The 13,424-nt window shown below is 61.0% G+C and carries 8 protein-coding genes; all 8 read right to left on the bottom strand.

Annotated features, from left to right (window positions below; all coding sequences use genetic code 11):
* Nucleotides 1-30: 30 nt before the first annotated feature.
* Entirely contained in the window at nt 31-735 is a 705-nt protein-coding gene (locus FPL22_RS09875; protein WP_144230111.1) for a hypothetical protein, read from the bottom strand.
* 7 nt (nt 736-742) lie between these two features.
* On the bottom strand, nt 743-4,630 hold the full coding sequence (locus FPL22_RS09870; protein WP_144230110.1) for a hypothetical protein: 3,888 nt from the start codon (nt 4,628-4,630) through the stop codon (nt 743-745).
* On the bottom strand, nt 4,627-6,189 hold the full coding sequence (locus tag FPL22_RS09865; protein ID WP_144230109.1) for a sialate O-acetylesterase: 1,563 nt from the start codon (nt 6,187-6,189) through the stop codon (nt 4,627-4,629). The genes FPL22_RS09870 and FPL22_RS09865 overlap by 4 nt, the downstream gene beginning before the upstream one ends.
* Nucleotides 6,186-7,556, bottom strand: coding sequence for a glycoside hydrolase family 125 protein (locus tag FPL22_RS09860; protein ID WP_144230108.1), 1,371 nt, complete (start codon nt 7,554-7,556; stop codon nt 6,186-6,188). Before FPL22_RS09860 ends, FPL22_RS09865 begins: the two co-directional genes overlap by 4 nt.
* A gap of 74 nt (nt 7,557-7,630) precedes the next feature.
* The gene (locus FPL22_RS09855) at nt 7,631-9,280 is read right to left on the bottom strand and encodes a glycoside hydrolase family 5 protein (RefSeq protein ID WP_238991370.1); all 1,650 of its coding nucleotides are present in this window, start codon (nt 9,278-9,280) and stop codon (nt 7,631-7,633) included.
* A gap of 75 nt (nt 9,281-9,355) precedes the next feature.
* On the bottom strand, nt 9,356-11,110 hold the full coding sequence (locus FPL22_RS09850) for a beta strand repeat-containing protein (protein WP_144230107.1): 1,755 nt from the start codon (nt 11,108-11,110) through the stop codon (nt 9,356-9,358).
* Nucleotides 11,111-11,154: 44 nt separating this feature from the next.
* Nucleotides 11,155-11,820 (bottom strand): DUF1559 family PulG-like putative transporter, encoded by a 666-nt coding sequence (locus FPL22_RS09845; protein WP_144230106.1) that lies wholly within the window; start codon nt 11,818-11,820, stop codon nt 11,155-11,157.
* 461 nt (nt 11,821-12,281) lie between these two features.
* On the bottom strand, nt 12,282-13,295 hold the full coding sequence (locus tag FPL22_RS09840; protein ID WP_162525250.1) for a LacI family DNA-binding transcriptional regulator: 1,014 nt from the start codon (nt 13,293-13,295) through the stop codon (nt 12,282-12,284).
* Between the last annotated feature and the right edge of the window lie 129 nt (nt 13,296-13,424).

The following is a 13,424-nucleotide window of genomic DNA, read 5'->3' as shown; positions in this document are numbered from 1 at the left end:
CGGATGTGTAAGCCGGTCATGCCGGATGAATCATGGGGTGGCAGCACTGGTCTCTGGTTTGGTGGCTGGCCACATAGGAACAGCGAACATGCCTAAGCCGGCGCCTTGCTGGCCGTGAATCAGCATGATGTTGGGACCGCCCGTATCGCTCATTTCCACTACATTGTTGAAAAGCTCGCGCCACTGTCCGTTCGTTTTGCGAGCTACACGAATCACCAGAGCGGCCCCTTCTGCGGTTGCTATGACGGATGTCGCTGGAGCCAGTTCGACAGGGGCGTTGGTGCCAAGGGCGACCAAGAGACGATCCGTAGTGAGATTGTGGATGCGCGTGTGCTTGGCGGGCAGGCCTGCCGGATCCTCGGGGATCACATACATGGCATACCGTGCGCGGCCCGCCGGGACGGTGAGAAGAGTTACCCGCTTTGAATCCTTTGGGAGAAGAACCGACGCGACTACGGGTGCCGGCTTGCGCGGATCCGGTTTCTCCACGGCAGTCGTAAATTTGAGGGTAATCGGTCCCGAGTAGGTTTGTATTTCGGAAACGGTGGCGGTTTCAGTCAGGTCGATTTTTTGATGACGGCCGTAATTCAGCGCGGGCACGTCGCCGAGCCAGGCCATCAGGCGGAATTGAAGAGAGACCTGCTCTTCCGCAGGCAAATCGGCTGCGGGAATCTGCGCGTGCAGAGTGCCCAGAAGAACAACGGGCAGTATGAAGTGGCGAATGAAGCAGTTCATGAAATCATTAAATATCTTCGGCGGAGAGCCATCGGAACGAGACGACCTTGTAGGCCCGCCCGAGGGCTTTGTTGTCGGGTGAGGTAAGGGCGGAGGGGAGCGTTTCGGCGGTGTCACCGGTCGGTTGCACGTATTCGGGAATGCGTTGCACGACGGCTTCGCACCAGGCGCGCGCCTGCGTTTGCGTGGAGTCGACCGGGTTGACGACTTCGCCGTAAGTGCGGATGACGAAGGTGTCTGACCGGGCTGAAAGCGCCGGGCCGATGGCTTGGAGCACGTCGCCCTGAAGAAGCCATCCGGGTATGCCGGTGGACGTGCGTCCCTGGGGACCTGGCGGGGCGGCATTACCATAGACGGGGTCCAAGTTGGGAAGGTCCACCAGCTTATCCGCAAAGTAGGCAGGCTGCGCATTGTAGCCGGGTTCTCCCGTGGTAAAGGGCCGCTGCGCCTGGGTGCTTAACATTTCGCCGGCGAAGAGCAGGCGATCACCGTAGGCACCGGCGCCATTGGCGGTGACCACGTCTGAACTCACCGTTTGAAAGGTATTGATACCGGCCGCAGTTGAGTCGATGGCTGCCTGCAGCGGGCCTGCGAGGCCGCGACCCATGGGAACAGGGGATGCGGCTAGATTACCGGAGGTATCGGCGTCATTGATTGAGGAGTTAAATGCGCTGCTCGCGGCGACCAGAGACCGGTTGATAAAATGCGAGAGGGAGACGAAGGGGCCGCGAGCACGGACGCGTTTCACGATCTCCGCCGCCAGCACATTGATTTCAGCGGAAGAGAGTCTGCGATAGCCGCTGTAAGAATCATCGCCGGTGCCCGATGGTTTGTAGCTTGATACGCCTGCGTTTGCCGTCGAGGTATTCGAGGTGGGTTGCCAGAGGGTGCGGGGAAAGGGCACGCCGTCGGCGACGGCGTCGTTGTTGACGCGAAGGGAGTTGAGTCCGCCAAGCAAGGCGACCCAGGCATCGTGAGAGGTGGAGTTGATGTTAAAGGCGCCCTCGGAAACCAGATGAGCGGACGCATAAGGAGATCGCACTTGATTGGGGGCGGTGGCGTTGTGGAGTGCGTAACGCGGATTGAGGGGTTCGAACGCCGCGCCTGACTGAGGAACGCCTGAAAAAAAGAATCCGTCCCACAGTGCCGTGTTCAGCAGGTAGGCCATATCGAAGTAGCGGATGTTGTTCGTCGGAGCCTTATACCATCCCTTGGCGCGGCTTTGCACTGCCTGGCCGCGAGTGACAAAAGGATAGGAGTAGGAATTCCCGACGGCGTAGGCGGGCTGGTAATTAATGGTCGTGCCCGGGTGCCAATCATCCGCCGTCAGACTGGCATGTTGCAGCTGGCCGATGGACAGAACGGGCGGCTGCCCGGACGCGCGGCGGGGGAAATCAAAAAATATGCCTTGGGAGGCAACCGGACTGCGGGTTTCCGGGCCAAAGTTTTCCGCCCAGGTTGCCGGGGTTAGATTTTCGGTGAAGCCGCCGGCGACCGGTTGGACGCCGCCGCGCGAAACGCCGCCGGCGTAGGAGGTGGGGGTCCATAGTTTGCCGGGTGTGTCCATCGCGGTGTGATCAACCGTGGCGGAACGCAGATTGAGATCCATGTAGGGGCGGGCCTGGGCGAACAGCGCATACTGGAATACCACGGCCGGCGAAGCGGAGTTCATGTCGCGGCGTGCGGGCGGCATGAACTTGATGTGAAAGTTGCCGATGATCTCGCCTTCGACACCGGTGGTTTCGCCAGTTTTGCTAAAGCCACAATCGACGAGCTGCTGGAGAATGGGACCGTTGTTTTTTTCCCGAAGCGTGATCGTGGTGAAAACCTGGTCGTGAATATACATCAACGCGATGGTTCGCGGCTGATTGGTGGCGGGGGGCGGGAGACCGGGTGTGGTGAAATCGAGGGTGTTTTTCGCGGTGAAATAACGGCTCTTGGCCACGATCGGATTTCCGAGGTTGTTGAGCTCAAGTTCGACGGGATCTTCGGCTCCGATGGCCGGCTGCAAGATGCCTCCCGCGACCTGGGTATTGCCTTTGACCGAAAGCACGCAGGTTCCGCCGGGGGGGATGCTGAATGCCGGCAGCGTGTAGCGGACCGTATCGAGCATGCTTTTGGTCACGTTGTCATTGGGCGCGCGCATCAGCACGAGACTGCCGTAGCTTTCGTCGTAACCGTGGCTCAGCGGAGAAGCGCCGATGACGAGGCCGCCGGGCGTCTTGTTGGGGGCGTCGGGGATCGGCGGGTTGCTACTGGTGTAGGTGTTCTTGAGAACAAATTCGTAGGTATTGGCGGGAGCGGTGAGCGTGACGTTGTAGGGATTTGCCAATACAAAGGCGACATTGCTGCGGATGGGCAGCTGATAGGAGCGCCCGGCCGGGATGCGCTGCACGTCGGTTCCGGGCGCAATCATCGCGAGGTCGGTGAAGGCGATCATGCGGAACTGGGTGATGACCGGGGCAATTCCAACCTGGGTGGAGGTTTCCGGGCGCACGACCAACGAGGGCGACGAAACGGAGGGGTTAGTGTTGTAGAACGAGTAGAGCCAGTCCCACTTCGGCGCGTAGCCGGAGGCGCCCCAGTTGGGGGAATGAGTGGCGGGGATGATGCCTTTGCCCGCCAGGTCGGAGGCGTTCCAGTCAGATTGCGACATCTCGAAATAGTGGGTGAGGTCTTTGCGCAGGCCGCCGCTAAGCGTGTTGGAGAGCACGCCAACTGCTTTGGGTGTGAAGTCGTGAAAGTGACTTCGTTGCGTTTCGCTTGTTGGAGTGGTGTCGAGCAGGACTGCTTGGGGCATTTGCATCAGGCGCTCCAAGCGAATGGCGGAGTTGGGGTCGTTGGCTGTCGGATAAGCGGGAAAGCCGGGGACAAGCTCAACGCCCGAACGGGAGGATGTCATCAGGCGCAGGCGTGAATCGGCGGCATCAGCATCAGCGCCCCCAGGGTTGTTTTTCCCGGCCCGGGGATCGGCGAGGGCGTAGGAGGCTTTGACGCCTTCGTCGCCTACCCACCAGGCGTAGCGACCGATGGTTGTGTTACCGGAGGTGCCCGCGCCGGGGACGGTGGAGGATGGAACGGAGATATCTTTAACAGGAGCGACAACGTATCGTTCAACGGCGGCCTCTCCGTTGGTAGCGGCCTGATCGCCCGCAGTTTTTGGGCCGACGAGGAGCACTGCTTTTTGGCCAGATGATTTGATCTCAAGCTTGGCGTAGGCGGACCGGTCGGCCCAGCCGTCGGGAGTGGCGGGGTCCAATCCGGCTGCAGCCCAATTTACCGGTGCTCCGGGGGTAAAGGGAGGGCTGTTGGCGGCTATGCGTCCATCGCTTGTGGAAGCGGTGACAAGGCCATTGGCGTCGGTAGTGAAAGTGCGGTCTTCGTTGCCGCTTACCAGCCAGTTGAGAAGGATAGGGCTGGGCGTTTGATCGTAGGGCGAGGCGCCTGGTGTTGCGTAGGTGGTGCTGGAGCGGCCCCAGACGCCGGTCCACCAGCGAGTGCCAGTCTGGACCGAGGCGGTGGCGCCGGTAGGAAGAAGTCCGTTGACGGTGCCGTTGACGGCGACGGTGTTGAATGCGGGCGAGCCGGCGGTGAGACGTTCGCCGGATGCGGCGGCTGCGAGGTCGGCGGTGGCGGTGACGCGTTGGTCGGGGCCGGTGTGACGCTGGAGCTGGCCGAGGGCGACGTTGAGCGCCATGAGGGCATTTTGACGGGCTTGGGCGAGCGACTGGTTGTTGGAGGCGACCTGGGTTTCGACGCGGGTCAGGCTCGCGAGGGAGACGAGCAACAGCACCAGAAACGCGAGCAGCGTAATGGTGATGATCAACGCGAAGCCCCGGCGACCTGAGGACAGGGGACGGCGGACAGAGGACGGAGTGACGCGGTGCGGGCTCACGACTCGGGAGGGGCTGGGGGCGGGGCCTTGGCCTGCTTGGGGGCGGGCCAGGTATCGGTGCGGAACGGGGCGGCGGGGAGACCGGCGGCGTTTAAGAGGCCGGCGACAGGGGCGTTGCGATAAGCATAACGCACGGCGACGGGATTCGCAACTTGCGCGCTGCTGACGATGACGGTGGCTCCGTCGATGCGGGCTTCGGCGGGCTGGAAAACCTGGTCGGCGCCGGCGAGTTCGAAACCGGTGAGGCCGGCGGGTGCGGCTTTGAGGGCGGAGGGGGACGGCTGGTAGCTGACGCGGTAGGCGGCGCCTTCGCGTTTGGCGGAGGCGAAGACCGGGCCGGAATCGATCACGTCTTTGATGATGTAGGTCCGGGCGAGGGCGAGGAGGGCGAGGCGTTCGCCGACGGGCTTTTTGTTTTTGGGGTGGAGGCCCTTGGCTTCGCCGACGTCGATGGTGATGGCCTGGCCGGTGTGGGGAGTGGAGAGGGCTTTGGTCTGGGCTTCGCGGAGCTCGGCCCAGTGCCACGTATCCGAATTTCGGTTACCGTGGTCGAAGTTGGGGAGCTGCACCCAGTAAACAGGAAGTTCGGGCTGGGCGAACTGGGTGCGCCAGCCGACGACGAGGGCGGCGAGGCGGACGGCGTAACCGGAGGCTTGGGAGGTGTTGGACTCGCCTTGATACCAGATCGCGCCACGAAGGGCGTAGGGAGCGAGGGGGGCGATCATGCCGCTGTTGAGTGCGGTGAGGGTGCGGTAGGAAGGGAGGCCGGCAGGGGCTTTGGGGGCGGGTTCGCTGAACGGTTGTTTCGCGGCCTTGGCGTCGTCGCGGGCTTTTTCCCAAGTGGTGCGAAGGGCTTCGTAGGCGGTTTTTTCCTCGGCCGTGGCGCGCGGGCCTTTTTCGAAGTTGGCGAAAGCGGCGGCGAGTTCGGGTGTGGTGCGGTAGGCGTCGGGGGCGATCCAAGGATCGATGCCGGTGCCGCCCCACGAGCTGTTGAGAATGCCGACGGGGACATTGAGACGGCGATGGAGTTCGAGGGCGAAGTAGTAGGCGACTCCGCTGAACTGGCCGGCGGTGGCGGGGAGTGCGGGGGCCCATGAGCCCGACACGGTGGATTGTGGGGTGAAGGCGGGAGTCTTGGTGACCTTGAACTGGCGGACGAAGGGGAAGTTGGCGGCGGCGATTTCTTTCTTGGCGTCGATGCAGTAAGCGAGCGGCCATTCCATGTTGGACTGACCGGAGGCCAGCCAGACTTCACCGACCACGATATCGCGGACCGTGACGGTGTTGGTGGCATTCACGATGAGATCGCGCGGCGAGGACGAGGCGGGGAGTGCGGCGAGGTTGACGCGCCAGTAGCCTTTGGAGTCGGCGGTGGTCGTCAGCGTTTGTCCGGCAAAGTTAACGGAGATCTTTTCGCCTGCGCTGGCGGTGCCCCAGACCGGCACGGGCTTTTCGCGCTGGAGGACGGCGCCGTCGGCAAACAACGGGGCGAGCGAAACCGCCGCGTGCAGCGGGGCTAGCAGGAGGGCGCAGGCGAGAAAGGGAAAGGCGACTTTCATCGGGCGAGGACGGCCGCCGGCTCAGCGAGCGCGGCGCTCAAAAGATGGGGGCGTTGTTGATGGAGCGTGACGATGAGTTCGCCGAAGAGGGTGTTGGCCCAGGCGAACCACGGGCGGGTGAAGCGGCTGGCGTCGGAGGCGTTGAACGACTCGTGCATGAAGCCGGTGCCGGCGTGGGTGGACTTGAGCTGGTGGAGGCACGAGATGATCTCGTCATCGTCACGCGAGGTGAGGGCCTGAAGCGTGAGTGACATCGGCCAGATGGTGTTGGGGCCGGTGTGCGGGCTGCCGATGCCCTGGCCGGCGAAACCGGCGGCGTAAGACGGATTATCCGTGCTCAGGCAAAAGGCCCGGGTGCGCAGGTAGCGGGCGTCGTCGATCGAGCAGAAGCCGATGTAGGGCAGGGAGAGCAGCGACGGGACATTGGAGTCGTCCATGAGGTGGACGGCGCCGTATCCATCGACCTCATACGCCCAGATCTCACCGTGAACGGGGTGGTGGACGACGGCGTGTTTTTCCAACGCGTGTGTGATCGTGTCGGACTGGGTGTGGGCCTCGGCGGCGAGGGCGTCGAGATGCAGTGTGGCGAGTAACGATGAGATGTCGTTCAATGCGACGGCCATCATGGCGTTGGCGGGGACGAGGAACGGGAGCTTCACCATGTCGTCTGATGGGCGGAAGCTGCAGCGGATGAGTCCGCAATCGGGCGTGCGAACCGTGGAGCTGTGGCTGCCGAGGTGAGTGCCCGCCATGCGTTGAAACGAGTAAGGCGAGCGCGTGGGATCGGCGCCGACGTTTTGTTCGACGCGGATCAACGCGAAGATCGATGCGATCGCGCGCTGCCACGTGTCGTCGAAAGGCGAGAGGTCGCCGGTGGTCGTCCAGTAGGCGTGCGAAAGGCGGAGGAAGTAGGCGAGGCTGTCGAGCTCCCACTTGCGCTCATGGACGCCGGGCAGCATCTGCGTGATATCGGTTTTCCAGTAGCCCTGAATCGGGTCGCGGTAGAACGCATTGGCGTAGGGATCGAGCAGGATGCCGTCGGCCTGGCGACGGATGACGCCGGCGATGAGCGTGCGTAAAGGCGCATCGGTGCGGGCGAGTGACAGGTAAGGCCAGACCTGAGCGGCGGAATCGCGCAACCACATCGCATCGATGTCACCGGTGATGACATAGGTATCGGGACGCCCGTCGGCGTCGACGCGATGATCAATGGTGGTGTCGAGCGTGTTGGGCAGGCAGTTCGCAAACAACCAGGCGAGCTCGGGATCGGTGATGGAACCGGCGACTTTCGTGATCAACGATTCGACGGCGCTATTGGTAAAACGGCGTTCGGAGACGGGGGGGCGTTGGGAGGCGAAAGCGGACATCGGGGCGGAGGGCTGATTCGGAATTTAGGCAGGATGAACGGGATAAAAGGCGGGATGCGGATGGGGCGGAAGGCTCAGCGCATGCGTTTCATCTCGAACTGTTTTCCTGCGAGGGCGTCTTTGGCAAAAACGCCCCAGAACGGGGTGGGCGTGTATTTCCAGTCGGAGATCATGACCGGAGTGGCCTTGGGGTGGAAACACCAGGCGGTCCAGTTGAGGCGGTGCAGCTGGATGAAGCCGAGCATGTCGGGAACCCACGTGTAAGGAGACTCCTGGATGTCGTGCGGGATGAAATCCATCTTGTTGGTGTCGGCACCGACCTCGCCGACGAAGATCGGATGTTTTGCGGCGACGGGAAGGACGGTCTTGGCCCAGCCCTTGTGCCAGTTGTATTGGTGCCAGGAATACATGATTCCGTTGCCGTCCGGGTCTTTGAGTTCGTAACCATCGGCGACGCCGGAGAGGTCGCCCGCCCAGCCCAGGCCGCCGGCGATCACGATGTTTTTGGCGCCGGTGGAGCGGACGGCGTCGATGAGCGCCTGCATGCCTACGGATTCGAAGCCCTGGTTCTTTTTCTTTTCCTCTTCGGAAAGGAAGGCGGATTCATCGGTGCCTTTCTTTTCGCCGACGAAACCGCCGTCGCGCCAGATTTTCCACGAGATGCCGTGGGGTTCGTTGAAGAGATCGAAGAGGACGGCGGGGTGGTTTTTGTAGCGCTCGGCGGCGTCCTTCCAGAACTCGACATGCTCGGCCTTGGGTGCGCGGAACCGGTGGAGATCAAGGATGAGGTAGGCGCCGCGGTTGGCGGTGAGGGTGACGATCTGGTCGATCTTTTCGCGGTAGGCTTTTCCGCCGTCTTTTTGCAGCGGGCTGCGACCGAACCAGAAAGTCTCATTCATCGGAAGGCGCACGGCATTGGACTTCCATTCGTCGATACCGACGACAGTGGACTTGAGAACCTGCATGTCGGCGGGGAGCGTTTCGAGTCCGCCGGCGTTGAGCCCCTGCAACCAGACTTCTTTGCCGGAGGGATCGACGAGGCGGTTGCCCTGCACATGAATTTCCTTGGGCCACTTGGCCTTGTTGTCGGTTTCGGGAGCAACGTAACGGAAGGCGGCTTCCTCGGCGCGGAGTTTGGCGGCGGCCTCGAGCGCGGCGGTGTCGGTGACGTGGATCGAGATGTCGTCGATGTCCATCGTGCCGGAGGCGACTTGGAAGAGGGACGGCATGAACTTCAGGGTCGTCGCACCGGTGGGAACGAGGAAGGAGGTTTTCTTTTCGACCCAGCCCTTGCTAGTGCCTTTGCCGTAGGGCGGGTTGGGCGAAGGGCTGACCTTGGCGCGGCTGGAGTCGAGAAACTCCATCATGAAGCGGGCGTCGAACCACGGTTTGTCGCCGGGTTTTACTTCGTTGAGACGCCAGCGCCAGGTGATCTCAAGGGCCGGAGTGCCGGCGGGAATGGGCACCTCCAAGTAAAAGCTGGTGAGCTTGCCGGGCTCGGTGGCGGAGAGTCGGATGAAGTGATTGCCGTTTTCGTTGAGCCACGCGCCACCGGTCTTGAGTTTCGGCCAACCATCGGGCCACTGGTCTGCATTGGCATCGGCCTCCAAGTTGGAGTTTTTGAGCAAGGATGTGGCGGGAGTTTGCGCATGCGCTGATGCACCGGACAGAGAGAGCAGGACGGCGGCGATTGTGGCCAGATGACGGAGCAGGAGCGGTTTCATGTCGGGGTAATATGGATACGGCTTACGCCGAACGCCGGCTTTGCGGGCCGGCGTTGGGAAGGGAACGGGGAAGACTTAGGCCGAGCGGCGGTTGCGGCGGCCCACAACCAACAAGAGGCAGGAAGCCCCGGCGAAGATGGCGTAGGTCGAGGGCTCGGGGATGGCGGAGAACTGCACGGTTAGGATGTGGTTGGCCGCATCGAAGTTATTTGACGATACCGTGAAACCAGCCGGACCATTAAATATGAACGTCGAACTGATGGAGGTCCAATCGCCGGAGCCAAGGAATAGGCTGTAGTCGGTGCCGGTAAGCACGGAACCAAGGCTGGTGAAATTGAAGGTGGCGGTGCCTCCCATGGATACGGCGCCCGTGCCGAAGTTAACGGCGTCAACGCTGGCGCCATTAACGTCGAAATTGAAGGTTGCACCGTTGGCAGCGGTCAGGCCGCCGGTGAGATTCAGAGTTCCGATGGAGCTGACACCGGCTTTGGTCATGTCACCAGGAGTGAATACGCTATTAGCCGCCGTGGCGCTGACTAACGTGGTGGAGAAGCCGGTGCCGCCAAGTTGAGCTCCGCCGGCAACAATTACTGCAGCCGTTCCCGGCGCGAGCTGTGATGCGTCACCTGTCGCCGAGCCGCTAGTATTCATCAGGAGTAGGGTGCCTTCATCTACTTTAGTATAACCCTTGTAGGCATTGCCGGTCGCATTGCTCAGTGCGACGATGCCCGCACCTTTTTTGACGATGCCGCGAGGAATGCCCGAAGTTGCATTGAGCGCTCCGGAAAAGTTGACCCGGCCGCCGGTGGCTGCGGTCAGAATCGGGTCGGGTGTGCTGATGACGCCGGGTGTTCCGTTTGTTCCAAAAGCGTTCAAATTGATGGCACCGGAGAAGGTGGTGTCATGAGCGGTATTGCCACCGATATAAGTTTGTGAGGTGGAGGCTCCCGAAACCGATATCGCGTTGGTGATTGTGAGGTCGCCGTCGGTGAGCAGTTTCATGTCGCCGCGCGCACCTGAACTGCCAAAGGTGATCGTGCCGGATCCGAATGCGTTGTTGTTGGTGGCGATGACAGTGCCGCCGTTGATCGTGGTGCCGCGACCATAGGTATTATTACCGTTAACGTAGAAGGTTCCGTTGATCGCCTGAGCATTCGACTGAGAGCTGCCGCCTTGACCATAGGTCACATTCCAGAGAGAGGAGGCTCCGCCGTTCGCGCCTTGGGCTATATTGCCATTCAAGGTAATGCTGGCTCCGGAATTACCCGTTTGAAAAACTACAACCTTGTTTCCAGCGGGAGTGCCGGAAGAATAATTGAGAGTGAGATTGCCGTTTAGCGTGAGCGCTCCTGTTCCTGAGTTGTTGAACGTGTAGTTGGCGGCGGTGCCGGCGGTGCCGACGTCATCCAGAATGATATTGGACGAAACCGTGTTTGTGCCGGTGCCTGCGGCGTAATTTAGAACGGTGACGTTTCCAGTGCCTGAAGCGCGACCGAGAGTGATATCCGCGCCTGAGAGGGTGTAGCCAGCGGTATTGAAGTTAATTGCTCCGGCGGCGATGCCGCTTGCGACGGTTACCGTTCCGGCGGTGCCTCGGAAATCCGCAGTATCGCGGTTGGCATTGCTCCAGCCGGATACAATCCCTGCACCGGTCGAGGCGTCGTTCCAAAAAAGATTGCCTGTGTTCCAATTGCCGGTGCCACCGACACCAGTAGCAACCGAGTCGGTGTCCCAATAAAGAGTAGCGGCGGAGAGCGGGCTAAGGCACAGGGCCGAAGCGCAGAATGACAGCAGGGCTTTGCGAGTGGCGCGCATAAACGAAGTCTTCATAAAAGGAGTGGAATTCAGAAGTGGGTAAGGGCTGCGAAGGGGGATCAGTTGCTCACGACGACACGGCCGATGTGCCAGTCGAAGTAGAGGTGGTTTTGGTAGCCGGGGTGGCTGCCGTCCAAGGAGCCGGCGTCGAGGTCGCGGATGGCCCAAACTTTCGCGGGCATGTTGGCGACTTTTTGCGGAGCGGGAGAAATGTTGGTGCCGGCGGCGTCCTGGATGAAACCCCAGGGCTGGACGGTGGTGTCATTGATGTCCTTGGCCGGATCGCCCGTGGTGTTGGCGTTGTGGAGAACGTAGCCTTTGCCGCCGGTCGTTCCCTTGTAGCTGGGGCATTCAAAAATCGGCGAGTAGGTGCTCTGATCAACCGCCGTGGACCAAGTCGATGCCGGCTTAAGATCCAGATAGGTGAGCAGCGAGTTTTGGAAATTCCGTGCGTCGCGATTGTAGTAGGACGACACGCCAAAGAAGCCGGTGGCGGGCAAAGAGCCCTTGTGTTCGCTAGAGTAGGTTTGGATCGCCAGGCCGATCTGACGCAGATTGTTCGTGCATCGGGAACTCTTAGCCGACTCGCGCACGCGACCAATCACGGGGATGATGATCGAAGCGAGCACGCCGATGATCGCGATGACAGTGAGCAGTTCGATCAGGGTGAAAGCAGCGGTGTGCCGGTGGGTGCGAATGGGGGAAAGCAAGGGGGTGGATTTCATGACGGCAGGGGTTACCGGAGGGCGTTGAAAAGCAGAAGGGGGTAGAGGCTAGCTGAGCGGGGTAATAGCAGTTCTGGAATAACGCTATGTGCAGGCAGGCATTAAACAATCGTCTGTGAGCGCAATAGATTGCGTAAATTATCTTGTTTTAAATAAGGTAGATAAAAATTTTGTTAATTCAATTCAGCGATTTCTAACCGATGTTTTTCTGGCTATAGAACAAATATAGCATTTGTGGGTGCTTTGCTCCATAGCTGCAGCCAAGTCGAAGAACTGGCTATTTATTACTAGGTTGTGTTTGCGAAAATAAAGTCAGTCCATGGCTGAAGCTCTACGAGGAAAGCGAGAAGGCACACTGAACTGCCGTTGCACTCGGTGCGTGGGCCGTCGTGCGGCTTATCTACCAACACACCTTGGGGAAATGCCGGGATTACGGTGTGGCTGTGACTAACAGAGTCGTGCTAGGCCTGCCGGGCTTTTTTGGAGAGGCTGGGGCCATTGATCCACGTGCCTTCGACCATGGAAGTGATTGGCATGGCGGGGATGCCGCGTTCATCGCGTTGGATTTGCGCGATGAGCAGGTCGATGGCGGCTGCACCAATTGAGTCGGGTCGTTGGTCGATGCCGGCGATCTCGCATTCGGTTTTACTCCAGTTGAGCGTGGCGAAATCAATTTCGCCCGGGGCCCGGATGCCGCCGCGGCGGAGTTCGTGCAATGCCTGCGTGTTGTCGCTGAGCACGACTTCCAATCGTTCGGCGCGCGCCCATTCGGGGATGCGCGCCCGGGTGTCGTCGTCAAAGAGGAAGACTTTCAGCGCGGCCGCGGGATTATGTTTTTGAGTGAGCAACGCACCGGCTAGCCAGAGGTCGTCCACGCGCGGGCTGGTGCTGGCGTAAAGACACAGGCCGATGCGGGTGTAACCGAGCCGCCAGAGTTTGCGGCTGGCGATGAGAATGGCGTGAAAGTGGTGCGGAGTGGTGCGATGAAGATCGGGCCGCAGCAGCGAGTAGCCGATGGTAACGCAGCTGAATTTTGCCCAGTCCATGCTAAGCCGGCTGCGGGCAATGGGGGTGGGCGCGACAACCAGTCCGGCTATGCCGCGATTATGCAGGATGCGGCTGAGGCGTTCGCCGGTCATGCCGGGTTCGCGCAGCCAGAAGTGTTCCAGCTTGTAACCGTTGCGCAGGGCCTGGTCGGCGGCGCCTTTGAACATCGGGGCGTAGAACGGGTTTCGGGTCCATTCATCCGACGTTTGAAAGTTGGTGATATAAGCCAGCGTGGTGATGTCGGATCCCAAGGTGTTGCCGCGACGACGGCGGGCAAAGGCCGAGAGGAGCGGGTCGGGGCGGTAACCGAGCTGGGCTGCGATTTTCTGGATACGTTCTCGGGTCTCTACGGGAATCTGCGGATCCATGCCGAGGGCGCGGGAGACGGTGGCGGCGGAGACACCGGCGGCCGCTGCGACCTCTTTCATCGTTACCCGTTTTGGCATGATCAAAGCGTGCGGGACGGGAGCCGCGTCGCAAGGTTAAGGGTGGCGGTTGAGGAAGTCGGAGGAGTGGGGTTTTACCCGTGAAGTGCCGCGAATGGCGGAGCGCGGGTG

Source organism: Rariglobus hedericola (assembly GCF_007559335.1).
In the GTDB taxonomy this organism is placed as follows: Bacteria; Verrucomicrobiota; Verrucomicrobiia; order Opitutales; family Opitutaceae; genus Rariglobus; species Rariglobus hedericola.
The sequence above is the reverse complement of the archived record's forward strand: the minus strand, read 5'-3'. Positions and strand labels throughout refer to the sequence as shown.